The sequence below is a fragment of the Streptomyces sp. XD-27 genome, assembly GCF_030553055.1.
Taxonomy (GTDB): Bacteria; Actinomycetota; Actinomycetes; order Streptomycetales; family Streptomycetaceae; genus Streptomyces.
In genome coordinates, this window is record NZ_CP130713.1 from 3,787,598 (window position 1) to 3,810,133 (window position 22,536).

The 22,536-nt window shown below is 71.1% G+C and carries 23 protein-coding genes and 3 pseudogenes; 4 read left to right on the top strand and 22 right to left on the bottom strand.

Translation table 11 applies throughout. From position 1 onward, the window contains the following. Window positions 1–45 precede the first annotated feature (45 nt). From Q3Y56_RS16170 to Q3Y56_RS16180, 3 genes are all read right to left on the bottom strand, one after another. Window positions 46–2,475 (bottom strand): PQQ-binding-like beta-propeller repeat protein, encoded by a 2,430-nt coding sequence (locus tag Q3Y56_RS16170; protein WP_304462618.1) that lies wholly within the window; start codon window positions 2,473–2,475, stop codon window positions 46–48. A 61-nt stretch (window positions 2,476–2,536) separates the two neighbouring features. Then, window positions 2,537–2,986: a DUF2000 domain-containing protein gene (locus Q3Y56_RS16175; RefSeq protein ID WP_304462619.1), complete on the bottom strand. Its 450-nt coding sequence runs from the start codon at window positions 2,984–2,986 to the stop codon at window positions 2,537–2,539. A gap of 47 nt (window positions 2,987–3,033) precedes the next feature. Further along, window positions 3,034–3,531 (bottom strand): YbaK/EbsC family protein, encoded by a 498-nt coding sequence (locus tag Q3Y56_RS16180; protein ID WP_304462620.1) that lies wholly within the window; start codon window positions 3,529–3,531, stop codon window positions 3,034–3,036. A gap of 124 nt (window positions 3,532–3,655) precedes the next feature. Here Q3Y56_RS16180 and Q3Y56_RS16185 point away from each other — a divergent pair, with 124 nt between their 5' ends. Further along, entirely contained in the window at window positions 3,656–4,174 is a 519-nt protein-coding gene (locus Q3Y56_RS16185) for a helix-turn-helix domain-containing protein (RefSeq protein ID WP_304462621.1), read from the top strand. Between the two features lie 82 nt (window positions 4,175–4,256). On the opposite strand, the gene Q3Y56_RS16190 is transcribed toward Q3Y56_RS16185, so the two are convergent. The 3 genes and pseudogenes from Q3Y56_RS16190 to Q3Y56_RS16200 all read right to left on the bottom strand — a co-directional run bounded on the left by Q3Y56_RS16190 (window position 4,257) and on the right by Q3Y56_RS16200 (window position 6,197). Then, complete coding sequence (locus Q3Y56_RS16190) at window positions 4,257–4,841, bottom strand: Uma2 family endonuclease (protein WP_304462622.1); 585 nt, start codon at window positions 4,839–4,841, stop codon at window positions 4,257–4,259. A gap of 151 nt (window positions 4,842–4,992) precedes the next feature. After that, window positions 4,993–5,852: pseudogene (locus tag Q3Y56_RS16195) on the bottom strand (IS5 family transposase). Between the two features lie 21 nt (window positions 5,853–5,873). Further along, window positions 5,874–6,197: a hypothetical protein gene (locus Q3Y56_RS16200; protein WP_304462623.1), complete on the bottom strand. Its 324-nt coding sequence runs from the start codon at window positions 6,195–6,197 to the stop codon at window positions 5,874–5,876. A gap of 297 nt (window positions 6,198–6,494) precedes the next feature. On the opposite strand from Q3Y56_RS16200, the gene Q3Y56_RS16205 reads away from it, so the two are divergent. Both Q3Y56_RS16205 and Q3Y56_RS16210 read left to right on the top strand, forming a co-directional pair. Next, window positions 6,495–7,016 carry a hypothetical protein gene (locus Q3Y56_RS16205; RefSeq protein ID WP_304462624.1) on the top strand — a complete coding sequence of 174 codons (522 nt, stop codon included), beginning with the start codon at window positions 6,495–6,497 and terminating at the stop codon, window positions 7,014–7,016. 41 nt (window positions 7,017–7,057) lie between these two features. Continuing rightward, window positions 7,058–7,534, top strand: a complete 477-nt coding sequence (locus Q3Y56_RS16210; RefSeq protein WP_304462625.1) for a hypothetical protein — start codon at window positions 7,058–7,060, stop codon at window positions 7,532–7,534. An 84-nt stretch (window positions 7,535–7,618) separates the two neighbouring features. Here Q3Y56_RS16210 and Q3Y56_RS16215 read toward each other — a convergent pair whose 3' ends face one another. From Q3Y56_RS16215 to Q3Y56_RS16240, 6 genes and pseudogenes are all read right to left on the bottom strand, one after another. Then, window positions 7,619–7,852 (bottom strand): hypothetical protein, encoded by a 234-nt coding sequence (locus Q3Y56_RS16215; RefSeq protein WP_304462626.1) that lies wholly within the window; start codon window positions 7,850–7,852, stop codon window positions 7,619–7,621. Continuing rightward, entirely contained in the window at window positions 7,852–8,052 is a 201-nt protein-coding gene (locus tag Q3Y56_RS16220) for a hypothetical protein (RefSeq protein ID WP_304462627.1), read from the bottom strand. The genes Q3Y56_RS16215 and Q3Y56_RS16220 overlap by 1 nt, the downstream gene beginning before the upstream one ends. Continuing rightward, on the bottom strand, window positions 8,052–8,231 hold the full coding sequence (locus Q3Y56_RS16225; protein ID WP_304462628.1) for a hypothetical protein: 180 nt from the start codon (window positions 8,229–8,231) through the stop codon (window positions 8,052–8,054). The genes Q3Y56_RS16220 and Q3Y56_RS16225 overlap by 1 nt, the downstream gene beginning before the upstream one ends. 254 nt (window positions 8,232–8,485) lie before the next feature. Then, entirely contained in the window at window positions 8,486–8,674 is a 189-nt protein-coding gene (locus Q3Y56_RS16230; RefSeq protein ID WP_304462629.1) for a DUF397 domain-containing protein, read from the bottom strand. A gap of 12 nt (window positions 8,675–8,686) precedes the next feature. Then, window positions 8,687–9,538, bottom strand: coding sequence for a helix-turn-helix transcriptional regulator (locus tag Q3Y56_RS16235; protein ID WP_304462630.1), 852 nt, complete (start codon window positions 9,536–9,538; stop codon window positions 8,687–8,689). 130 nt (window positions 9,539–9,668) lie between these two features. Continuing rightward, window positions 9,669–10,951, bottom strand: a pseudogene (locus tag Q3Y56_RS16240) (adenylosuccinate synthase). A gap of 153 nt (window positions 10,952–11,104) precedes the next feature. Here Q3Y56_RS16240 and Q3Y56_RS16245 point away from each other — a divergent pair. After that, window positions 11,105–12,364 (top strand): diacylglycerol kinase family protein, encoded by a 1,260-nt coding sequence (locus tag Q3Y56_RS16245; protein WP_304462631.1) that lies wholly within the window; start codon window positions 11,105–11,107, stop codon window positions 12,362–12,364. A gap of 71 nt (window positions 12,365–12,435) precedes the next feature. Here Q3Y56_RS16245 and Q3Y56_RS16250 read toward each other — a convergent pair whose 3' ends face one another. From Q3Y56_RS16250 to Q3Y56_RS16295, 10 genes and pseudogenes are all read right to left on the bottom strand, one after another. Beyond that, entirely contained in the window at window positions 12,436–13,650 is a 1,215-nt protein-coding gene (locus Q3Y56_RS16250; RefSeq protein WP_304462632.1) for a cytochrome P450, read from the bottom strand. A gap of 125 nt (window positions 13,651–13,775) precedes the next feature. Continuing rightward, the gene (locus Q3Y56_RS16255) at window positions 13,776–14,657 is read right to left on the bottom strand and encodes a S9 family peptidase (protein ID WP_304465640.1); all 882 of its coding nucleotides are present in this window, start codon (window positions 14,655–14,657) and stop codon (window positions 13,776–13,778) included. A 189-nt stretch (window positions 14,658–14,846) separates the two neighbouring features. Continuing rightward, window positions 14,847–15,029: pseudogene (locus Q3Y56_RS16260) on the bottom strand (hypothetical protein); the annotation flags it as partial. A gap of 33 nt (window positions 15,030–15,062) precedes the next feature. After that, a complete protein-coding gene (locus Q3Y56_RS16265) occupies window positions 15,063–16,415 on the bottom strand; it encodes a kynureninase (RefSeq protein ID WP_304462633.1) in 1,353 nt (450 codons plus the stop codon). Further along, entirely contained in the window at window positions 16,408–17,292 is an 885-nt protein-coding gene (locus Q3Y56_RS16270) for a tryptophan 2,3-dioxygenase family protein (RefSeq protein WP_304462634.1), read from the bottom strand. The genes Q3Y56_RS16265 and Q3Y56_RS16270 overlap by 8 nt, the downstream gene beginning before the upstream one ends. Window positions 17,293–17,538: 246 nt before the next feature. Then, window positions 17,539–17,952, bottom strand: coding sequence for a DUF3151 domain-containing protein (locus tag Q3Y56_RS16275; protein WP_304462635.1), 414 nt, complete (start codon window positions 17,950–17,952; stop codon window positions 17,539–17,541). 107 nt (window positions 17,953–18,059) lie between these two features. Then, window positions 18,060–19,613: an MFS transporter gene (locus Q3Y56_RS16280; RefSeq protein WP_304462636.1), complete on the bottom strand. Its 1,554-nt coding sequence runs from the start codon at window positions 19,611–19,613 to the stop codon at window positions 18,060–18,062. A 149-nt stretch (window positions 19,614–19,762) separates the two neighbouring features. Then, window positions 19,763–20,785: a class II fructose-bisphosphate aldolase gene (fbaA, locus tag Q3Y56_RS16285; RefSeq protein WP_304462637.1), complete on the bottom strand. Its 1,023-nt coding sequence runs from the start codon at window positions 20,783–20,785 to the stop codon at window positions 19,763–19,765. Window positions 20,786–21,009: 224 nt separating this feature from the next. Next, complete coding sequence (gene pyrE / locus Q3Y56_RS16290; RefSeq protein ID WP_304462638.1) at window positions 21,010–21,549, bottom strand: orotate phosphoribosyltransferase; 540 nt, start codon at window positions 21,547–21,549, stop codon at window positions 21,010–21,012. Window positions 21,550–21,559: 10 nt separating this feature from the next. Continuing rightward, a complete protein-coding gene (locus Q3Y56_RS16295; protein ID WP_304462639.1) occupies window positions 21,560–22,375 on the bottom strand; it encodes an aldose 1-epimerase in 816 nt (271 codons plus the stop codon). Window positions 22,376–22,536 lie beyond the last annotated feature (161 nt).

Genomic DNA, 22,536 nt, shown 5'->3' on the forward strand with positions numbered 1-22,536 from the left:
CGTTCCGACGTCGAGCGGTCGCAGCACGGCTCCTTCTCCTCCCCCTCAGCCGTTCCGGGGCAGTTCCAGTGACCGCACCGTGCCGTCGTGGTACGCGAGGAACACCAGGCCGCCCACCGAGAGCAGCTCCGGCGCCCAGACAGCCTTCGAGACATCCCTGATGCCGGGGGCGGAGCGGATTCCCGGAGCGCCCGCGACCGGGATACGCGACGCCTTGGCCCCGTCGGGCGGCAGCTCGTACAGCGCGGCGTTGTCCGCGTACAGCGCCGTCCGGCCCGCGAAGACCGGCGACGAGACGGGGGCCGGTGCGCCGTCGGGGGCGCTCGCCACCGGGCCGACGACCCGCTCCTCGCCCATCTGCGTGTGCAGGACGACCTGTTGTCTGGCCATGTCCGTGGTCAGCGCGCCCTCTCCCGCGATCGCTCCGAGGGCTCCGCTGTCCGCGGAGACCCCCGGATAGCGCGGGTCCCGGGGGTTGTCGACGCGGTCGAGGGAACGGGCGTCCAGGACGACGGGGCCCTCCCCCTTCCCCGGGCAGAGCACCTCGCCTCCGCTGAGCTGGGCGCCCAGGCACTGCTCGGGCGGCAGGTCCGAGACCGCCGCCTCGTCCCCGGTCCGGGCGTCGCGGGCCGTCAGCCCGTGCTCGCCCAGGACGTAGACCAGCCCGGTGCCGTACGCCTGGACCGTGAAGGGGATGCGGGACGCCTCGGAGCCGCTGTGCGCAGCGACCTTCCTGGTCCACAGGCGCCTGCCGCTGTCCGCGTCGTAGGCGAGCGCCCGGGTGGAGCCGTCGTTCTCGAAACTGGTGAGGAAGACCCGGCCCTCGGCCGCGACGATCTTCCCTTCCTGGCCGCTGTAGGCGGTCTGGGGCTTGTCCCAGCGCACGGCGCCGTCCTTGACCGCCCGGGCCCGCAGCCGCCCCGACTCGGCGGACAGCACCAGATCCCCCTGGATCACCGGATTGCTGCCGCTGCCGGGGATGTTGAGGGTTCCGCGGGCGCTGTAGGAGGGCTTCTGCCCCGGATCGTCCTGGGGCGCGTGCCACATCCGGGCGCCGTTGGCGGAGTTGACCGCCTGGAGGCTTCCGTCGACGAGACGGCAGACGAGGACACGCGTGTCCAGGGCGCAGTCGACCGGCTTGTCCGCCAGCTTCGCCGACCATTCCCGCCACGTGGGCGGCCGCTGCGAGCTGCCTGCGGCGAAGACGCGGTTGCGGTCCGGCCCGCCGAGCTCGTCCACGTAGGAGGAACCGGAGTCGGCCGCCCCGGGCTTCGTCGCCCCTCCGCTCGCTCCCCCGCCCCCACCATCGCCTTCCGGGCCCGGCTTCAGCGCCCGTATTCCCAAGGCCGCCAGCAGCCCCACGGCGAGCGCGCCCGCGCCGATCACGACCAGCCGCCGGGAGAACCGGCGCCGATCAGGTCCAGGCCCGGCCGCCGCCACCTGCGGAAGCGGATACGGACGGGGCGGAGCACCGTGTACGGTCGGCGCGCTGTGGATCGGCGAGGCACCGGGCATGGTGGGCACCGGCGGCGTCACGGGAACGGCCCCGGCACCCGCGGCGATGAGCTGCTGAAGCTCCCGCTCCCGCTCGGCGATCAGCGCGCGCACCGGCTCGGGCCACGGCGCACTCGGCCGGTCGGCGGCGACGGCCGGGCCGCCGAGCCGCCGCTCCAGCTCCGCCGTGTCCGGCCGCGCGGAGGGGTCCGCGTGCAGGCAGTCGGCGACCACCTCGCGCAACCACCCCGGTACGCGCGACAGGTCGGCCTCGGCCTGCGAGATCCGGTACAGCACCGCCGCCACCGGCCCGTCCCCGAAGACCCCCTCGCCCGTGGCCGCGTAGCAGAGCAGCGAGGCGAGGGAGAAGGCGTCCGAGGCCGCGACGACGTGGCGGCTGCCCGCGACATGCTCCGGCGACATGAATCCGGGCGAGCCGATCATCATTCCGGTGGCCGTCATCGTGCCGGCGCCGAAGGCGCGCGCGATGCCGAAGTCGATGACTTTGGCGTGGTCGGCGGCCAGGAGCACGTTGCCGGGCTTGAGATCACGGTGCAGGATCCGGGCGTGGTGGATGGTCCTGAGGGCCCGTACGAGATCCAGTGCGAGATGCCGCACCGCCTCCGGGGGCAGGGGGCCGCCGACCCGCACCGCCTTGTCGAGCGTGGGGCCGGGCACGTACTCCGTCGCCATCCACGGCGACACGGCGTCCGCGTCCCCACCCAGCAGCCGGGCCGTACAGCGGCTGTCCACGGCCCGCGCGGCTTCGATCTCCCGACGGAAGCGGTTGCGGAAATCGCCGTCTGTACCCAGCTCGGGCCGGATCGTCTTCACCGCCGCCGCCCGCACGGATCCGCCGTAGACGGCCTGCCGCTGGTCGATCCCCAGGAAGACCTCGCCCATGCCGCCGGCTCCGAGGCGGGCGATCAGCTGATACGGCCCTACGACACGAGGCGCGCGGTCCTGCGGCGGGCCGAACACGTCGGCGCCCTCCCCCTGTCACGGCATGCGAGAAAGCTTGATCGTCACATGCTGGCAGTGCTCACGACAAACCGGAATCGGACGCTGTCTTTCCTCTCACCAGACTGAACTTCCGGGTCATGGGGTCGAGCTGCGCCCGGCTTCCGAAGCAGCACACTCCGTAGTACTCAAGCTCCGCCTCCGGACTCGCACCGGTCGTCTCCATCTGCACCTCGGTTCCTCCGTCGACCATCGTGTGTGTGAAGTCGGTGCAGAAGATTCCCTCTTCACGCAGGTTGGAGCGCAGAGTCCGCAGGGCGTTGGAGTTCTTGGCCTGCAAGACGATGACCGGGTGGTGGGAGATCGCCGGGTGTACGCCTCCGTCGGCGTCCACGTAGGTGCGCGGGCGGAGACGGTCCGCCTCGGGCATTCCCATAGCCAGGGCCAGCACCAAGTGCCCGGTGACGTTCAGCATGCGCCCGGGGTCGAGCTTCTTGTTGAGCACGACGACCGTGCGCAGCTCGTGTTCCATGAGATCCCTTCCGGTGATGTCGGCTGTCCTCTCCCGCCTGCGCTCCGTCAGAGGCAGACCGGCAGCAGGAGTCCGCCGGTGAGACGGACGAGTTCCTTGGCGGTGGTGGGGAAGACCGTGTGGGGCGTGCCTGCGGCGGCCCAGACCTGGGGGTAGTCGGTCAGGGCTTCATCGACCACCGCGGGAAGCACCCGAGGATGGGCGACCGGCGCGACGCCTCCGATCGCCTGCCCGGTGGCTTCACGCACCTGCTCCGGAGTGGCGCGGCGGAGCGTGCCGCGTCCCCATCGGGCGGCGAGTGCCGTGGTGTCCACCTTGTGGCGACCGCTGGTGAGGACCAGCACGGGCTCGTCGTCGGAGATGAAGACGAGGCTGTTGGCGATCGCGCCCACGTCGCACCCCAGGGCCGAGGCCGCCTCGGCGGCGGTACGCGCCGATTCCGCCAGCAGGCGCACCTGCCCCGGGACACCGGCCATGGCAAGGGCCCGCGCCACCTGTTCGCTGCGGGCGGGCAGAGACGTGCCGACGCCCTCCGGTGATGCCATGCCGCTCCTTTCCTCGCGCCCCTCGCGTTCCATATACGGAACGTTCTGCATATGGAACAGTAGATCGCGTGGGGCGCCGGATCAACCGGACATCACGCGACGAGAAGAAGAGCGAAGGAACAGCATGAACCTGGCCACCCAAGTGGGCTTGCGCCTGCGGGAGCTGCGCGAGGCGCGGGGCCTGTCCCTGTCCGAGGTGGCACGCAGGTCGAAGATCGGCAAGGGGACGCTGTCCGAGCTGGAGAGCGGACGGCGCAACCCCACGTTGGAAACCCTCTACGCCGTCACGACGGCGCTGAAGGTGCCCCTCAGCACGGCCTTGCACGCCCCCGCTCTCCGCGCCGAAATCTCGGGGCGAGCCGTGGACGCGGTCCTCATCGACCGATTCGAGGACACCACCGCGATCACCGAAACGTACCGGGTCCGCATCCGAGCGGGAGCGGCACAGGAGTCCGCCGCACACACACCCGGCACCACAGAGCACATTGTCATCCTCAGCGGAACTGCCCGCATCGGCGAACTCTCCGCCCCCGTCCTGATCGGCCCCGGCGAGCACGGCAGTTGGCCCGCCGACGTCCCGCACCTGTATCAGGCACCGTCCGAAGACGTCGAGGCTCTGCTGGTGGTCCGCTATCCGCAGTGACCCGAGCCCAGCACGGCGGCCGTCTTCGCCTCCGAAGCACGGTGGCGACCCGGGCTCACCAGGCCGCCGCCCACGCGCGGCGTCAGCGGACGTAGTTCTTCAGGACCTCGGTGTCCAGGGTGATCCCGACGGGGTCCGGGATGGCGACCTGCTCACCGAACGGCGCCTTGTGGATGTCGAGGTAACAGCCCCTCTCGGGGTGGGGATTGGTGTGTACGACGACTGCGCAGGCGTCGCGGTCGATGAGGAGGTAGACGGGGATCCCCGCGGCGGCGTAGGCGGCGGGCTTCTCGTTTCGGTCGCGGCGATCGGTGTCCCTGTCGTACGAGGTGACCTCGACGGTCATCAGTACGCCGTCGGGCTCAGCCCAGTCGCCCTGTCCGGCGAAGTGCGCGACAGGTGCCAGCGAGCCGTCCGGCCGAGCCCGGCCGTTGCGGTACGCCCCGACCTTCAGCCCTTGGCCGGTATGCAGATCGAACTCGGGACGGGCTTGCATGCACTGCCTGAGCAGCCACATGACGATCGTCTCGTGATCCCCATCCGCCGCGCACTTCTCCTCGATGCGCCCGTTGATGAACTCCAACGTGACGGTCTTGGGCGCGGCGGAGGCGATCTGCTCGAAGTCCTCCACCAGCATGTGCGATGTGCGCTCGGCTCTGGCCGTCATACCGCACTCCCTTCCAGGTGAAGGCCAGCGTCGCCCGGCAATCGGCGGTCTGGGCACATTCCGCAGCGGTTCACTCCTGTGAGTGAACCGCTGCGGGCCGAGGCGGGGCGGCCGCCTCGGCCCGGGTGACCGCTAGGCCGTTTCGTTTGGATCACCGGGCAGACCAGAGAAAGATGCCCGCGATGTGTAGTCCGGCCAGGTAGAGGGTCGCGGTCTTCTCGTAGCGGGTGGCGATGCCCCGCCACTGTTTCAAGCGGTTGATGCAGCGTTCGACGGTATTGCGCTGCTTGTATGCCTCGCGGTCGAAGGCGGGCGGCCTGCCGCCCCGGCTGCCGCGCCGCAGGCGGTAGCCGCGTTGATCGGCTGGAACGGGGGTAACCGCCCGGATACTGCGCTTGCGCAGGTGCTCGCGAATCGCGCGGGAGGAATACGCCTTGTCGGCCAGGACCACGTCCGGCCTGGTGCGGGGCCGCCCTCGCCGTCGAGGAACGCGCAGGCGGGCCATTACGTGCGCGAAGGCAGGCGCGTCGCCGGCCTGTCCAGCGGTGAGGACGAAGGCCAGCGGCCGGCAGTGGGCATCGGAGGCGAGGTGGATCTTCGTGGTCAGTCCGCCGCGGGACCGGCCGATGGCGTGATCTGCCGGTTCGCCAACCGGGGCCCCCTTTTGCGGGCCCCGGCCGCGTGCTGGTGCGCGCGCACGATTGTGGAGTCCACCGAGACGGCCCATTTGAGGTCTTCGTCGGCGTCGGCCTGCGCGATCAGCGCAGTAAACACCCGCTCCCACGTGCCGTCGATGGACCACATCCGCAGCCGGTTGTAGACGCCCCGCCAACTGCCGTACTTCTCCGGCAAATGGACCCACTGCGATCCCGTCTGAAACTTCCAGGCGATCGCGTCGATCACCTCTCGGTGGTCCCTCCACCGGCCACCCCTCTTCGGTGTCCGATCTGGGAGTAACGGCTCGATCCGCACCCACTGCGCGTCAGTCAACGGCACACCTGGACCAACGATCAGACGATCTGGAGGGAGCGGCTACGTGCGGCCAGTGCCATCGGCCGGGCCGGCGGACGTCCACCAGGCAATCACTCGGGCGGCCATCGCTTCGGGCCGCAGGCCCAAAGGATCAAGCCCGAAGTGATCCTCCAGCTCGTGCCGCAGGAACTCACCGATCTCCGTCTGGCTGGCGCCACCACGGAGCCGCTGGAGCAAAGGGGCGAGCATGCAGTCGTACTCGTCCTGCACGTCGTCGGCGACGCCGATCGGATCCCACTCATTGAGCAGATGCCGCAGGTCGTTCTCGGTGGATGGGATCCAGGGTTGCATCGCCCCACACTGCCACCCGGAAACGACCGCCATCACTCGCCCCCACCTTGATCCAAACGAAACTCCCTAGCCCCGCACGAGAAGACCGCCACAGTGAAGGCGCGCGTTCGATGGCAGCGGTGGCGGTGGTTTGGTGAGTCGCTGTTCAGAGCGGGTACGTGATTGACCTCTGAACCAGTTGAGCTGAGGAATTACAGAATCCACTTCGGCAATATCCCACTAGAGGTCTTCGATTAAACTGTTCACTCTTCATTGAAAAGGGCGGAGACTCTCGATACCGCTTGATATTTACCCTTGCCAGAGTTGACCTCAGCCCGCTACGGCCGCAGCATGCATTCAACACGCATCTACAGTCGTATAGCTACGGCCGCCAGGGCGGCCGTGGGTGTGGCGATATTGGCGGGCGGCTTCAGCGTGGTCACGGCAGTGCCCGCCAGCGCAGCGCCGAACTCGAAGGTGAACGCATGCCTGGAAGGCGACATCGGCCCCTATGATGTCGTCGGGTCGTGGACGTCCGACCACAAATACCGACTCAAGTGCGGGGACCCGACCAAGGGGCTACTGCACATCGCCGACGGACACGGCGGGGACGGGCACACCGAGAAGTACGGAAAAGAGTTCTTGAAGTGCCTATCCAGGATCGCCACCACGTTCAATGACAAGGACGGGAACACCCCCGGAACGACCCTCCGGACCTACACCAACGACTACGGAACGGCGTCCTTCCTGTTCGACAACAGGTCCAAGGACATCCTTACGGCGTACACCAAGATGGGGAGGAGCCATACTGGCCCCTCCGACGCCAACTGGGCGCGGTGCGCCAGCGATGACGCCGGGATCACCACGGGTTGATCCTGACTCGCCGGGTGCCGAGCCACGTCAATGGAGAGTCCATGTTCTCGGTCACCTTTTCGATGGGGCCCGGTCTGGTGCTGCGGCTGGCCACAGAGACAGCATCCGCGAGCATCTCGGCAACCAACCTGGCCATCGAGCGGGTAGACCCCCTGGCCAGTCTGATCCATGCGGTCTGTTGCCTTGCATCGGGAACTCCCGACGTTTCATGCCGCTGGCCACTCGAGCCCGGTGGGCACTTTATCGACCTCAGTAGAATCACTGAGGAACGCTGCGGAATTGCCGTACACTCTTTCGCCGATCCTGACTGGCTCGCGGGAAAATCATGGCTGCCAGTTCGAGGTGCCTTGGTTTTTGGCGCGGCGGTGCCGACGGATTTGGCAGTTACTGGTTTCATCAAAGCCTTTGTAGACCTCGGTACGGGTCATGCCAAGGACTTTGAGCGGCGATGGCCGTGGGCTTTTCCTGAAACCGAGCTGTCCCGGTTGGTCGATTTTTGGAGTCGAAAGAATAGCTAGACCCGTAGGGGGCTGGTTCTCCGGAAGCAGCCCCCTACGGGGAGTATTCCCCTCCGCGGGAAGTCCGGCGGGGATGCCGACCGCCTAGGCCTCCCCCGCGTGCGCCTTCTGGTTCAGCACGGCGGCCACCTTCGCCGCCGCGTCCTCGCGGAGCATGCCGAGGTCGACGTACGCGCTGCCCTGGTGCGTGACCACCGGCCGGATGGAGCCGTAAGCGGACTCGGGGATGCCGTGCGTGGCGAGGGCGTTCCGAAGCGCGGCGGCGGTCCTGTCGGCGCGGTCCCAACGCTCGCGCCATATATCCATGGGCATCGGCATCAGCAATGCCCTTCCGCGTGCGCTGCGATCTCGACGTTGCAGTCCGTCTCGGCCGAGTAGTCGCCCCGACTTCGCGCTTCGGCTCGCTGGACGGCCAGGGCCGTGCACACGTCGCAGTTGTCGACCGGGGTCGGCCGGACCGGCGGCAACGACAGGCGGGCGGTGCCAGTGCCCGATGTGTTCGGCGTACCGGTTTCCATCACGCCGCCTCCGCGTACGGTGCGGCGGTGGGGTAGCCGTGTCCTGCCCACATCACCGGCGGGGTGTCGTACGCGGGCGGGGGCGCGGTCTCGTGGCGGCACCGCCGTGCGCGCGGGGAGAGCAAGGCGATGACGTGGTCGAGTGTTCGTTTTACGGCACGCCAGGTACCGTGAGCCATGTTGACGCTCCTCTGGGTAAGCGTTGGCCATGCCCCGGGGTGCTGCAACACCGCCGGGGCTTCGCCATGTCCCCACATGGGGACATGGCACCAATATAGGCTCCACGCCAATATGGACGCGACAGCAACGACAGGTTGGCATATGCCAGTTGGCGACCATGCGCGCTTGCACCCCAGACCCCGGGGGGTCCAGGGGGCGAAGCCCCCTGGTTACGGGAAGGGGCGGGTCAGGGGAAAGATCCACCGGACACGTCTTAGGCCAGGCGGTCGAACTCCCCTGCCTTGGCGGCAGCCAGGAACGTACGCAGTCGCTGCGGTGTGACCTCAACGACCACGCCAGGGTCGTCACTCTCCCGCACGAGGACGCAGGCGTCGCACGACGCGAGCTCGACGCAGTTGCCAACCTGGTCGGAGAACGACGACTTACGCCAGTGAGTATCCACTTCCCCACGCTTTCATAGCTCTTGCAGCACTTGCCGTATGAAGTCCCGTGAGTCACTGGCCCCAAGGGCACGCTGCTCCATTCGATCCAGCACCTCACGGTAGTTCGCCAGATGTGTCACCGCATGCAGGAACGTCGTCCCCGTAGGGATGTCGATCTGCACCGTGTCGAGCTGGCGAACCGGACCGCATGCGTAGACGGTCGAGCTTCCCGCATTGGGAAATGCTCCAGCCGCGAACGGCACCACGCGAATCGTTACGTTCTCCCGGTCGGACTGCTTCAGCAGGTGATCAAGCTGAGCCTTCATCATCTGCCTGCCGCCGAACTCCATACGCAGTGATGCCTCGTGCACGAGGAAGGTGCACATGGGCGGCTGGATCCGGTCAAGCACCTCGCGGCGCCTCATCCGAAACGCCAGGACGCGCTCAAGGGCATCGGGCGCCCAAGGCGGCACAGCTTCCTGGAAGACGGTGCGGGCATAGTCCTCGCGTTGCAGGAGTCCCGGCAGGTGCGTGATCTGGACATGCCGCAGCGCGACGGCGTGGTGTTCCAGCTCCGCCAAGTCCAGCAGAGACGCGACGAGCGTGTCCCGGTACTCATCCCACCAGTTGGTACTGCGCTCCCTGGCCATCTCCGCGAGCGCGTCGACGTACCCCTGGTCGGGACAGGAGTAGTTGGCGGCCCAGATCCGTACCCGGTCCGCGCTGACACCGACCCGAGCGGACTCCACGCTGCTGACGGTGGGCTTGTCCACACGGTGTATCGCCGCGGCCTCCCCCAGCGACATCCCCACCTGCTCGCGCATCCGCCGCAACTCTGTACCGAGCCGCCGCTGCCGCTCCGTCGTCTGCCTCCTCGCCGCCATCAGGCTCCCTCCCTCATGGCGCACCAGCGTAGCCGCGCACAAACGCGCCGTGGTCGGCGAGCGCGATGCTCGCCGACCACGGCAATGGCACGGGGGCCACGGGGGGGGGTGCCCCCGAGGGGGCGACCCCTTACAGGAACGAGTTGATCTCGATCGTCTCGTCGCGGCCCGGGCCCACGCCGATCGCCGAGATCGGCGCGCCGGACATCTCCTCCAGCGCCTTCACGTACGCCTGGGCGTTCTTCGGCAGGTCGGCGAAGGTCTTCGCCTTGCTGATGTCCTCGGACCAGCCCGGCAGCATCTCGTAGATCGGCTTCGCGTGGTGGAAGTCGGTCTGGCTGTAGGGCAGCTCCTCGACCCGCTTGCCGTCGATCTCGTACGCGACGCACACCGGGATCTGCTCCCAGCCGGTCAGCACGTCCAGCTTGGTGAGGAAGAAGTCGGTGAGGCCGTTGACCCGGGTCGCGTAGCGGGCGATGACCGCGTCGAACCAGCCGCAGCGGCGGTCGCGGCCGGTGGTCACGCCGCGCTCGTGGCCGATGGTGCGCAGCTTCTCGCCGTCCTCGTCGAACAGCTCCGTCGGGAACGGACCCGCCCCCACGCGCGTGGTGTACGCCTTGAGGATGCCGATGACGCGGCTGATCTTCGTCGGGCCCACGCCCGCGCCGGTGCAGGCGCCGCCCGCGGTCGGGTTGGAGGAGGTGACGAAGGGGTACGTGCCGTGGTCGACGTCGAGCAGCGTGCCCTGGCCGCCCTCGAAGAGGACGACCTTGCCCTCGTCGATGGCGTTGTTGAGGACCAGGGTGGTGTCGCAGACGTAGCCGCGGATCTTGTCCGCGTAGCCCAGCAGCTCCTCGACGACCTGGTCGGCGGTGATCGCACGACGGTTGTAGAGCTTGGCGAGCACCTGGTTCTTGAAATCGAGGGCCGCCTCCACCTTCTGCTGGAGGATCGACTCGTCGAAGATGTCCTGGACGCGGATGCCGACTCGGTTGATCTTGTCGGCGTACGTCGGGCCGATGCCGCGCCCGGTGGTGCCGATCTTCCGCTTGCCGAGGAAGCGTTCCGTCACCTTGTCGACGGTCGTGTGGTACGGCGTGATCAGATGCGCGTTACCACTGATCAGCAGCTTGGACGTGTCGACGCCGCGCTCGTTGAGTCCGCTCAGCTCGGAGAGCAGGACCGCCGGGTCGACGACGACGCCGTTGCCGATGACCGGGGTGCACCCCGGGGAGAGGATTCCGGAGGGGAGGAGGTGAAGCGCGTACTTCTGGTCACCGACGACGACCGTGTGGCCGGCGTTGTTGCCCCCTGGTAGCGCACCACGTAGTCAACCGAGCCACCGAGCAGGTCAGTGGCCTTCCCCTTGCCCTCGTCACCCCACTGAGCACCGAGCAGCACAAGTGCGGGCACAGGCGTACACCCCTTCCGGGCGGGGCATGTCCAACGTGCGCGGTGGCATGTGCCAGCGCAGAGCCGTCGAACCGGTGCCCCGGATAGACGAAGCCCCTGGCGCAACAGCGACAGGGGCTCTTGCACCGAGAGATTACCTGAGGAAGGACGAAGGTGTCGGCTCCAGACCTCGCCGGAGATTTTCCCGTGGACGTCCGGGAGCGCCCGCTGCTGGTGATCATTGACCCGGCCGCGCGGCAGACGGACGGCGAATCCGTGCGCATCGCGAAAGATGTGCTGTGTGCGGGCGCGCAGGCGAAAATCTGCCTGCCGGACGGGCCGGAGGAGGTCGCGCGGGCGCTCGCCCGCCGGGGCAGTCGGCGGCCCGTCGTGGTGGGGGACGACCGCGCGCTGCTGCATGTGGTGCGGCTGCTGCACCGGCAGCGTGAGCTGGCCGACACGCCGCTGTCCATGGTGCCGGTGGGCACCGCGGCGTCGGTCGGGCTGGCCCGCTCGCTGGGCGTGCCGACCGGGGCGGTCGCGGCGGCGCGGACGGTCCTCGACGGCCGCGAGCGGCGGCTGGACCTGCTGGCCGACGACAGCGACGGAGTGGTGCTGGGCGGGCTGCGGATTCCCTCGGGTGGCGGCGAGCACGGTACGTACGGGGGGTACGAGCCGTATGCGCCGTACGAGACGCATGAGACGCGTGAGGCGCATGAGCCGTGTGGCGAGGCGCGTGCGGCCCATGGGGCCGGTGAGGAAGCGGACGCGGCCGGTGAGGCGTACGGCTCCGTCCGGGGCGAACCGGGCACGGCAGGCGGCCGGGGCGAACCGGGGGCCGCGCCCGGTTCGGGGACTCCCTGCTCTTCGGAGTTCGAGGGGGCTGAGGGATTCGAGCGGGCGGAGGGATCTGGCGGGTCTGGTGGGTCTGGCGGACCTGGCGGGTCTGGTGGGTCTGGTAGGTCTGGCCGTGAGGGATCTACGGAGTCCGATGGGCCTTCGGGGGCCCTGGAGCCCGCGGCGTCCCTGGGATCCGATCGGCACCACCCGTGGTGGACCCCCGCCGCGCGGACAGCGCGAACGGCACTCGCGCTGCTCACCTTGCCGGTGCCCGGCTTGGGCGGCGGCTCGCAGCGCGGGCGCCGGGTCCAGCCGCCCGCGCTGCGGCTGCGGCTGGAGGCGGACGGCGCGCTGCTGGTGGACCTGGACCGGCCGGTGCGGCGGATCTCGGTGTCGGCGCCGGGCGGGGGACTGGCCGAGATCGTCGTCCACGCACATGGTGCGGACACCCCGTTGCACGCCCGCGCCCGCACGGTCACCGTCTCCGGGCCGGACTTCCGCTATCGGGCGGACGCGCTGGTCGGCGGCCCGGTGCGGACCCGTACGTGGACGGTGATGGCGGACGCCTGGCGACTGCTGCTGCCGCACGCGTAGGGCGTGTGACGACCGCAGGCGGGATCCTGTTTTCTTTGTCCACAGGCTGTGGACAAAGAAAACAGGCCCGGTCAGACCTCGACCACCATCTCCCGCAGGCCCCGGATGACGTATCCGGGGTTCCACTCCGGCTCCCGGACCAGCCGCAGATCGGGGGCGTGCCGCAGCAGCGCGCCGAAGGACGCCGTGAGCTCGATCCGGGCCAGCGGCGCGCCCAGGCAGTAGTGGATGCCCGCGCCGAAGCTGAGGTGCGGGTTGTCCTTGCGGCCGAGATCGAGCGTGCCGGGGTCCTCGAACCGGGCCGGGTCGTGGTTGGCCGAGCCGAAGAGCAGCGCGACCTCGCTGCCGCGCGGGATCGCGGTGCCCCCGACCTCGATGTCGTCCAGCACCCACCGTTCGAACATCTGGAGCGGCGTGTCGTAGCGCAGCAGCTCCTCGATCGCCGACGGCAGCAGCCCGTCCGGCTCGGCGCGCAGCCGGGCGAGCTGGTCGGGATGGCGGAAGAGCGTCAGCCAGCCGTTGCCGGTGCTGTTGACGGTCGCCTCGTGCCCGGCGTTCAGCAGCGTCACGCAGGTGGAGACCATCTCCTGCTCGGAGAGCCGGTCCCCCTCGTCGTACGCCGCGATCATCGCGCTGATCAGGTCCTCGCCGGGGTTCTTCCGGCGGGCCGCGATCAGCTCCCGCAGATACGCGGAGAACTCCAGCGAGGCGCGGACCGCACGCGCGGCCGTCTCCTCGCCGGGATTCAGCTCGTACATGCCGCAGATGTCCGCCGACCACGGGCGCAGCTGCCCGCGGTCCGCCTCCGGAATGCCCAGCATCTCGGCGATCACCGCCACCGGCAGCGGCTCGGCGACGGCCGCTATCAGGTCGCCGCCGCCCTCGGCGAGCAGCCCGTCCACCAGCTCGCCCGCCAGCCGCTCGATCGTCGGCGCGAGCCGCTCGACCGTACGCGGGGTGAACGCCTGGGAGACCAGGCGCCGGATACGGGTGTGGTCGGGCGGCTCCAGGTCCAGCAGCCCGTTGTCGTTGAGCGTGTGGAACGGACCGTGCGCGGGCGGGGGCGCGGGCCGGCCGAACTCCTCGTGGGTGAACCGGTGCCGGTACGTACGGCCCAGACGGCGGTCGCGCAGCAGGGCGCTGACGTCGTCGTGATGCGGGATCAGCCATTGGTTGGTGGGCGCGAAGTAGTGGGCGCGGCCGGCCTCGCGCAGACTCGCGTACACGGGGTAGGGGTCGGCGACGAAGGACCGGCTCCATGGGTCGAACCCTGCGACTGTGGTCATGCCGGGAGCGTACGGGAGCGGGGCGTGCGGGAGCCGTAGCGAACGCGTCCCTCAACCCGGGGCTCGGGGCTCTCGGGGCTCGGGGCTCGAAGGCAGATCCTCGCCCCCGGGCCCGGGCCCGGGCGTCAATGGCCGGGCAGACCCGGTCCCGTGACGCGGGCGAGTTCCGCCGCGACCGTGTCGGCGGCGGGCGCGGCCGGGTCGATCAGCGGGAAGTGGCCCGTCTGGGCGAGCAGAGTGAGCCGGACCGGCTGTCCGGACCGCGTCGCGGCGGCCGCGAACGCCTCCGCGACCTGCGGTGGAACGTCGATGTCAGTGGCGCCCTGCACGATGGTGGTGGCGATACCGGTGGGGAGCAGCGCGGCGGGGTCGGCGTGAGGCGACCGTGCCCGCATGTGCTGCGCCCCGCCGAGCAGTTCGTCGACGGCGTCGGAGCACACACGCAGGTCCCGCGCGGTGCGGAAGTCGGCGATGGGGGCCAGCGCGACCACACCGAGAACGGGGGGAGGCGAGGGGAGATGCCAACGCGAGCCGGTCGGCAGTCGATGGCGCGCGGCCGCCCACAGCGCGGCGTGCCCGCCCGCGGAGTGCCCGCAGAGCACGATGCGGTCGGGGTCGGCGCGGCCCGGGATCCGGGTGCGTACGAGCTCGGGCAGCGCGTCCACGGCGGCGGCGATGTCGTCGAACGTCTCCGGCCACCGTCCGGCGGGCGGCGGCACGTCCGGCGCGCTGTCCGCCGCTTCCTGACGGCCCTTCGGGGCGCCGTCGGCCGCCGCCTCGGCGCGTTCCTCGCCGCCGCGCCGGTATTCCACGGACGCGACGGCGAAGCCGCGCCCGGCGAGGAACGCGGCGAGCGGCGACAGATGCCACCGGTCGTAGCGCGCCCGCCAGGCACCGCCGTGGAACAGCACGACGAGCGGCGCGGGTCCGGTGGCCTCGTCAGCGCAGGACACGTCGGGGGCCGGACCGGCGGCCGCCTCGGAGGAGGCCGCCTCGGGACGGGGCAGGTCGGACGGCCCACCGGGCGGGGTGCGGGACATATCCGGCAGCCCGCCGGGCGGGGTGCCGGGCAGATCCGGCGGCTCGGTGAGCCCGGCACCAGGCAGGCCCGCCCGCCCGGCGAGCCCGGCACCAGGCAGGCCCGCGCCCCCGGCGAGCCCAGCACCAGGCAGGCCCGCCCGCCCGGCGGGCCCGGTGCGGGGCAGGTAGAAGTCGACGACCTGGTCCGGGTGTTCGCCGTATGCGGCGGAGACATCCGGGGCGACGTACGCGTGCCCGAAGGCGGACTCCTCCTCGGCGGCGGCCCGCCGCGCGGGGTCGAGGCCGCCGACCGCGTCCGGCCCGCCGGGTCCGCTCGGCCCGCCAGGGCCGCTCGGCAGCGCGCCGTCCACCTGCCCTCGCACCGTCACGTGCTAGGACACCCCCTCGGACGTCCCGGTGCCCTCGCTCAGCACCTCGGCGAGTACCCGGGCCGCGCGCTCGGCGTCGGCGAAGCCCGTATACAGCGGGGTGAAGCCGAAGCGCAGCACGTCGGGGCGGCGGAAGTCGCCCACGACGCCGCGCCGTATGAGCTCGGTCATCACCGCGCCGGCGTCGGAGCAGCGCAGCGATACCTGGCTGCCGCGCTCGCCGTGCGCGGTGGGGGTGACCGAGGCGACCCGGCCCGCGGGGACGTACCGCCCGACGCAGCGCAGGAAGAAGTCGGTCAGGGCCAGGCTCTTCGCGCGGACGTCCTCGATCTCCACGCCGTCCCAGACGTCGAGCGCCGCGTCGAGCGCGAGCAGCGACAGGATGTCGGGGGTGCCGACCCGGCCGCGGGCCGCGCCGTCGGCCGGGGTGAAGTCGGCCTCCATGCCGAACGGGTCGGCGTGCGAGTTCCAGCCGGGCAGCGGGGAGTCGAAGCGGGGCTGGAGGTCCCGGGCCACGTACAGATACGCGGGCGAGCCGGGCCCGCCGTTGAGGTACTTGTACGTGCAGCCGACCGCGAAGTCGACGCCGTGCGCGTCCAGCCCGACCGGCAGCGCGCCCGCGCTGTGGCACAGGTCCCACACCACGCGCGCACCGGCCGCGTGCACGGCGGCCGTGATGCCGGGCAGATCGTGCAGCCGTCCGGTGCGGTAGTCGACGTGGTTGACGAGCGCGACGGCGGTGCGGGGCCCGGCGGCCGACGCGATCTCGCCCGGCGGGACGGGCCGCAGGGTGCAGCCGGTCAGCCGGGCCGCGGACCGCGCGATGTAGCCGTCGGTGGGGAAGGTGGTGGCGTCGACCAGGATCTCGTCCCGGGCGGGCACGTCGCCCGGGACGCCCGGCGGTGTGACGCCGCCGTTCCGGCCATCCACGTCACCCGCGCCGCGCACGGACACCGCGCCGCCCGGGGCAACCGCCCCGCCCGTGGGCCCGGCGCCGTCCTCGCCGCCCGCCTGGGCGATCCGTACCGCCGCCACGACGGCCTTGAAGACGTTCACGCTCGTCGAGTCGCCGACCACGACCTGGCCCGGCGCGGCCCCGATCAGGCGGCCGACGCGGTCGCCGACGCGCTCGGGCGCGGTCCACCAGCCGCTCTCGTCCCAGGACCGGATGCGCAGCTGCCCCCACTCGCGGGTGATCACCTCCTGGAGGCGGGGGGCGACGGAGTGCGGCAGGGCACCCAGCGAGTTGCCGTCGAGGTAGACGGTGTCGCTGTCGAGGGCGAACCGGTCGCGGATCTTGGCGAGTTCGTCTGCGGCATCGAGCCGCGCCGCCTCTGCGGCCAGCTGCTCAGACATGGCTGCGCGCCGTCCACAGCTCGGGGAAGACGTTCTTCGCCGCGCGCTTCTCCAGCCAGGCCACGCCCGCCGAGCCGCCGGTGCCCGTCTTGGCGCCCATCGCCCGCCGGGTCGCGACGAGGTGGTCGTTGCGCCAGCGCCACACCAGCTCGGCGACCTCGGTCAGCTGCTCGCCGAGCCGGACCAGCTCGCTGTCGCCCGCCCCGGCCTCGGCGTAGATCCGCTGCCACACCTCTTCGACCAGCGGATCCGGCTCGTACCGCCGGGTGAGGTCGCGGTCCAGCACGGACTGCGGGATCGCGCGGCCGCGGCGCGCGAGGAAGCCCAGCACCTCGTCGTAGAGGCTGGGCTCGGCGAGTGCCTTCTCCAGCTCCTCGTGGACCCGCGGCGAGCCCCGGTGCGGCACCAGCATGGACGCGGACTTCTCGCCCAGCAGGAACTCCAGCCGCCGGTACATCGCGGACTGGAAGCCGGACCCCTCGCCGAGGGCGGAACGGTAGGCGTTGAACTGCCCGGGCGTGAGATGCGCGAGCGGCTTCCACGAGTCGTTCAGGGACTCCAGCTCATAGCCGGAACGCCGCAGCGCGGCCATCGCGGTCGGCAGGTCGTCCTCGCGCAGCGCCCGCGCCGCGGTCTCCCACTCGTGGACGATGACGGTGAACCACAGCTCCATGACCTGGGTCGTGACCAGAAAGACCATCTCGCCGGGGTCGTCCGACCGGAGGTGCTGGAGATGGGTGAGGACGGACGCCTGCACGTAGTCCTCGTAGGGGGTGGTGCCCTGGAAGTCCAGGTTCGGGGTGTCCGGGTCCGCCTCGTAACCGGGCTGCGGCTGGGCAGCGGCTTGGGCGTGGTACGCGTCGTGATGTTGCGACATCACTGTCTCCTCGGTACAGCGTCCGGGTAGCGGTCCGCTCCTTCCTCATCGGCGATGGAGCCCCGGTCCCCTCAGGACCCGAGATCGCCCGGGTCCTGAGCGCATCATGCGCGGCCCGCGCGCGTACGGCAAGGGCCTGCCTGGTCGGTATCCGCACAGGCAGGCCCGGAAGCCGGACGCGTAGGCGCACGACGCGCCTACGCGGCGTGCCTCAGGAGAGGATGCGCCTCAGGAGAGGATGCGGCCTCAGGAGAGGGTGTCCGCCGCGGTCGGGGAGCTGTCCCTCAGGAAGGTCGTGCAGCGCTCGTACTCCTCCTGCTCGCCGATCGCCTGGGCGGCGCGGGCGAGCGCGTGCAGCGCCCGCAGGAAGCCGCGGTTGGGCTCGTGCTCGAACGGCACCGGGCCGTGCCCCTTCCAGCCGCTGCGGCGCAGCGCGTCCAGGCCGCGGTGGTAGCCGGTGCGGGCGTACGCGTAGGACTCGACGACCCGCCCGGCCTCGAAGGCCTCGTCGGCGAGCTGCGCCCAGGCGAGGGACGAGGCCGGGTACTTCGCGGCGACCTCGGTGGGGGCCGCGCCGGAGGCGAGCAGTTCGCGCGGCTCCGGGTCGTCGGGCAGGTGGGTCGGGGGCGGTCCCCCGAGCAGGTTCTCGTGAATGGCCATGGGACCCAGTCTGCCGGACCGCCCGCCACGGCGGCCGACTCCGTTCGCGCTTACGGGGAGGTGGGGGTCCCCCACGCCCTCAAGGGCGTAGGGGGAGGGCGGGGAGACTACGAGGAGGAGCGGGGCGGGGGAAGATCACCCGGGTGAACCGCCGGCTCCGGCTCGCCCGGGTCCAGCGGGGGCGCGGCCACCGCGCAGTGCGTGTGGCACTCGGCCCGGCAGTGCGGCGGCTCGCCCTCCGCCGCGGGCGCCAGCACATCGGACCGCACCGTCAGCCAGGCGAGCAGCGCGCCCAGCACCAGCAGCACCGCGCACAGCGCCATCGCGCGCCGGAAGGCGTCGTCGAAGCGGTCCGCCGAGCGGTACGCGTCCGGGTCCATGCCCGCCAGCAGCGGCAGCGCCCCGACCGCGAGGAGCCCCGCCGCGCGCGCCGCCGCGTTGTTGATGCCGCTGGCCAGGCCCGCCCGGCCCACGTCCACCGAGGCCAGCACGGTCGCGGTGAGCGGGGCGACCAGCGTGACCATGCCCGCCCCGAGCACGAGCAGCGCGGGCAGCACGTCCCGCCAGTACAGCGCGTCCTCGCCGACGCGCATCATCATCAGCATCCCGGCCGCGCACAGCAGCGGCCCGGCGGTGAGCGGGACGCGCGGGCCGATCCGCTGGCCCAGCTCGCCGGAGCGGGCGGACAGCAGCAGCATCAGCACCGTGGTGGGCAGCAGGGCGGTACCGGCGGCGAGCGCGGAGTATCCCACCACGATCTGGAGCTGGAGCACGACGAGGAAGAAGAAGCCGCCGAACGCCGCGTAGACGCAGAGGGTGACCGCGTTGACCGCGCTGAACTGGCGGGACGTGAAGATCCCGAACGGCAGCATGGGGTCCGGCCGGCGCCGTTCCACCACGGCGAACACGACGGCCAGCAGCAGCCCGCCGACCGCGGAGCCGAGCACGGCGGCCGAGGCGCCCTGCTCCGGCGCCGCGATCAGCGCGTATGTCACCGCGCCGAGCGCCAGCGCGCCCAGCGCCGCGCCCAGCACGTCGAACCGCCCGTGCGCCCGCGGGTCCCGGGACTCCGGTACGTGCCGCAGCGCGACGGGGACGCACAGGGCCGCCAGCGGCACATTGAGCAGGAACACCCAGCGCCAGCCGGGCCCGTCCACCAGCCAGCCGCCGACGAACGGCCCGACGGCCGCGCCGACCCCGCCGAAGCCGGACCACACGCCGACCGCCCGCGCCCGGTCGTCGGGGTGGAAGGTGGACTGGATCAGTGCCAGCGAGCCGGGGGTGAGCAGCGCCCCTCCGATGCCCTGGAACGCGCGCGCGGCCACGAGGACGCCGGCGTTCGGCGCCACCCCGCACAGCAGCGAGGCGACCGCGAACCACACCACGCCGATGACGAAGACCCGCCGCCGCCCGAACCGGTCCCCGAGCGCCCCGCCGAGCAGGATCAGCGCGGCCAGCGTGAGCATGTAGGCGTTCACGGTCCACTGGAGCGCGGCGAGACCGGCGCCCAGATCGGCTCCGATGCGCGGCAGCGCCACGTTGACCACGGTGCTGTCCAGCAGCGCCATGCTCGATCCGAGGACGGTGGTGAACAGCACCCAGCGCCCCACGGGCGTGGCGAGCCGGATGGCACCGGGCGCCGCCGGCGCGGACTCGGTCATGACCCGATCGTCCCCGCCTCGCGGCCGGGCGGCCACCCCGGCGGCGGAACGCCGCGGGCCCGGCACCCCGCATGGGGTACCGGGCCCGCGGCCGGTGCGAAGGCCGGGCGCCGGTGGGCTCCGGCCAGGCGCCTACGTGAGCTCAGGCCCTACTTGAGCTTGGTGCCCGTCGAGCGCAGGTCCGCGCACGCCTTGGTGACGCGCTCGGCCATGCTCTTCTCGGCCAGCTTGCCCCAGCTGCGCGGGTCGTAGGTCTTCTTGTCGCCGACCTCGCCGTCGACCTTCAGCACACCGTCGTAGTTGCGGAACATGTGGTCCGCGATCGGGCGGGTGAAGGCGTACTGGGTGTCGGTGTCGAGGTTCATCTTCACCACGCCGTTCTCCAGCGCGGTGCGGATCTCCTCCTCCGTGGAGCCGGAGCCGCCGTGGAAGACGAAGTCGAACGGGTCGGTCTTGCCGTGCTTGGCGGCGACGCCGTCCTGGAGCTCGCGCAGCAGCTCCGGGCGGAGCACGACGTTGCCCGGCTTGTAGACGCCGTGGACGTTGCCGAAGGAGGCGGCCAGCAGGTAGCGGCCCTTCTCGCCCAGGCCGAGGGCCTCGGCGGTGCGCTCGACGTCGGCGACGGTGGTGTACAGCTCGTCGTTGATCTCGTGCGAGACGCCGTCCTCCTCGCCACCGGTCGGGGTGATCTCGACCTCGAGGATGATCTTCGCCTTCACGGCCTCGGCGAGCAGCTCCTGCGCGATGGCCAGGTTCTCGTCCAGCTTCTCCGCGGAGCCGTCCCACATGTGGGACTGGAACAGCGGGTTCTGGCCGGCGGCCACGCGCTCCTGGGAGATCGCGAGCAGCGGACGGACGTAGCCGTCGAGCTTGTCCTTCGGGCAGTGGTCGGTGTGCAGCGCGATGTTGACCGGGTACTTCTTGGCCACGACGTGCGCGAACTCGGCCAGCGCGACCGCGCCGGACACCATGTCCTTGTCGTACTGGCCGCCCAGGAACTCGGCGCCGCCGGTGGAGATCTGGATGATGCCGTCGCTCTCGGCCTCGGCGAAACCGCGCAGCGCGGCGTGCAGCGTCTGCGTCGAGGTCACGTTGATGGCCGGGTAGGCGAACTTGCCTGCCTTCGCCCGGTCGAGCATCTCGTTGTAGATCTCGGGGGATGCGATGGGCATGTGTCCGCTCCTTGTGATCTGCGGGGTTTTCTTCTGCGCCCTGACCTAGGGGGCGACGTCATCGTCGCGCCTATCCTCGCAGACTCTGTCAATCGCTCCCCACAGCGCCTCGGCCGGTACGCCGAAGGGGTGCGGTGTTTCACGTGAAACACCGCACCCCTTGGGGAAACGCAGGAAAACCGCAGATCAGCCCGGGTCGATCAGCCCGGTGATCGACCCGGTGATCAGCCCAGGTCGAGATCGGCCAGCGTGTACGCCGGCAGGTAGCGGAGCCCGGCCTCGGCGATCGCCGGGGCCGCACCGCGCTCCACGATCGTGGCCACCGCCACCACCTCGGCGCCCGCCTCGCGCGCCGCCTCCACGGCCGTCAGCGGCGAGCCGCCGGTGGTGGAGGTGTCCTCGACGACCAGCACCCGGCGGCCCTTGATGTCCGGGCCCTCGATGCGCCGCTGCATGCCGTGCGTCTTCTGCGCCTTCCGCACGACGAACGCGTCCAGCTTGCGGCCGCGGGCGGCGGCGGCGTGCAGCATCGACGTGGCGACCGGGTCGGCGCCCAGGGTCAGGCCGCCGACCGCGTCGTACTCCAGGTCGGCTGTCGCGTCGAGCATGACCTGGCCGACCAGCGGGGCGGCCTCGGCGTCCAGGGTGATCCGGCGCAGGTCGATGTAGTAATCGGCCTCCAGCCCGGAGGAGAGGGTCACCTTGCCGTGGACCACGGCCTTGTCCTTGATCTGTGCCAGCAGGGCGTCACGCGCATCGCTCATGCGTATGAGACTAGTCGAGCGCGCGCCACCGCCATGTCGTGGAGAGCTCCAGCGGGTCGATGGGGGTGACCAGGCGGGGCAGCGTGTTCAGACCGTTGGGCGGGCCGGACTGCGGCTCGACGCAGACCGCATCCGCCTGCTCGTCGTAGACCACGACCCACTCGCTGCGGCTGGAGATCGTCAGCTCCAGTTGCTTCGGCCAGGTGAGTGTCACCTCGACCCCGTCCGCCATCCCGAAGCAGTCGTCCCACGGGCCGGGCAGCGGGGCGATGCGGCGGCCGGTGGGCAGATGGTCCTCGCCCCGCTCCTCCTGCCAGTCGGCGGTGAAGGACAGCTCCACGTCGGCGCCGCCCTGGCCGAGGTTCCGCAGGAACCACGGGTGCCAGCCCGCCTGGGCCGGGAAGGAGTCGCCGATCGTCTCCACGCTCATCGCCAGCGTGAGACTGTCCGGCGCCAGCTCGAAGACCTGGGTGACGCGGCCGGGGTACGGCCAGGGGTCGGCGAGGTCGTAGGTGAAGGACCCGGCGGTCTCCGTCACATGGGCGGCGCGCCAGGCGGTGTCGCGGCCCGTTCCGTGGATCGCGTGCGGCGGGGCGTTGAGGGGCAGTTGGTGGCGCAAGCCGCCGTTGCGGAACTGGCCCAGCTCGACCCGGCCGCACCACGGCACCATCGGGAACGAGCCGAACTTCGGGCCCTGGCGCAGCAGTTCCGTTCCGCCGATCCGCAGGGAACCGATGCGGCAGCCGTTGTCCGGCAGGACGGTCAGCTCGGCGTCACCGGCGGCCAGCCGCACGCCGTGGGCCTCCGTTGTGTTGTGGGTGGTCACGGCTCCGACCCTATGCGGCCGCGGCGGGCGGAGGTAGGAGGCGAGGCGAGGGCCGGGTGGCCTGGCGCGGCCCGCGTGCCCGCCCGTGCCCCCTCGTGCCTGCGGCCCGCGTGCCCGCCCGTGCCTGCGGCCCGCCTGGCTGCCCGTATTGCACGGTCCGC

Excerpts from the sequence above, each read along its gene's own strand:
- Q3Y56_RS16250 (WP_304462632.1), bottom strand. The coding sequence starts at position 13,650 with ATGACCACAGTCGCAGGGTTCGACCCATGGAGCCGGTCCTTCGTCGCC.
- Q3Y56_RS16200 (WP_304462623.1), bottom strand. The coding sequence starts at position 6,197 with ATGGCGGTCGTTTCCGGGTGGCAGTGTGGGGCGATGCAACCCTGGATC.
- Q3Y56_RS16265 (WP_304462633.1), bottom strand. The coding sequence starts at position 16,415 with ATGTCTGAGCAGCTGGCCGCAGAGGCGGCGCGGCTCGATGCCGCAGAC.
- Q3Y56_RS16275 (WP_304462635.1), bottom strand. The coding sequence starts at position 17,952 with ATGGCCATTCACGAGAACCTGCTCGGGGGACCGCCCCCGACCCACCTG.
- Q3Y56_RS16175 (WP_304462619.1), bottom strand. The coding sequence starts at position 2,986 with ATGGAACACGAGCTGCGCACGGTCGTCGTGCTCAACAAGAAGCTCGAC.
- Q3Y56_RS16225 (WP_304462628.1), bottom strand. The coding sequence starts at position 8,231 with ATGGCTCACGGTACCTGGCGTGCCGTAAAACGAACACTCGACCACGTC.
- Q3Y56_RS16205 (WP_304462624.1), top strand. The coding sequence starts at position 6,495 with ATGCATTCAACACGCATCTACAGTCGTATAGCTACGGCCGCCAGGGCG.
- Q3Y56_RS16210 (WP_304462625.1), top strand. The coding sequence starts at position 7,058 with ATGTTCTCGGTCACCTTTTCGATGGGGCCCGGTCTGGTGCTGCGGCTG.
- pyrE (WP_304462638.1), bottom strand. The coding sequence starts at position 21,549 with ATGAGCGATGCGCGTGACGCCCTGCTGGCACAGATCAAGGACAAGGCC.
- Q3Y56_RS16270 (WP_304462634.1), bottom strand. The coding sequence starts at position 17,292 with ATGTCGCAACATCACGACGCGTACCACGCCCAAGCCGCTGCCCAGCCG.
- fbaA (WP_304462637.1), bottom strand. The coding sequence starts at position 20,785 with ATGCCCATCGCATCCCCCGAGATCTACAACGAGATGCTCGACCGGGCG.
- Q3Y56_RS16220 (WP_304462627.1), bottom strand. The coding sequence starts at position 8,052 with ATGGAAACCGGTACGCCGAACACATCGGGCACTGGCACCGCCCGCCTG.
- Q3Y56_RS16190 (WP_304462622.1), bottom strand. The coding sequence starts at position 4,841 with ATGACGGCCAGAGCCGAGCGCACATCGCACATGCTGGTGGAGGACTTC.
- Q3Y56_RS16215 (WP_304462626.1), bottom strand. The coding sequence starts at position 7,852 with ATGCCGATGCCCATGGATATATGGCGCGAGCGTTGGGACCGCGCCGAC.
- Q3Y56_RS16280 (WP_304462636.1), bottom strand. The coding sequence starts at position 19,613 with ATGACCGAGTCCGCGCCGGCGGCGCCCGGTGCCATCCGGCTCGCCACG.
- Q3Y56_RS16235 (WP_304462630.1), bottom strand. The coding sequence starts at position 9,538 with ATGGCGGCGAGGAGGCAGACGACGGAGCGGCAGCGGCGGCTCGGTACA.
- Q3Y56_RS16180 (WP_304462620.1), bottom strand. The coding sequence starts at position 3,531 with ATGGCATCACCGGAGGGCGTCGGCACGTCTCTGCCCGCCCGCAGCGAA.
- Q3Y56_RS16185 (WP_304462621.1), top strand. The coding sequence starts at position 3,656 with ATGAACCTGGCCACCCAAGTGGGCTTGCGCCTGCGGGAGCTGCGCGAG.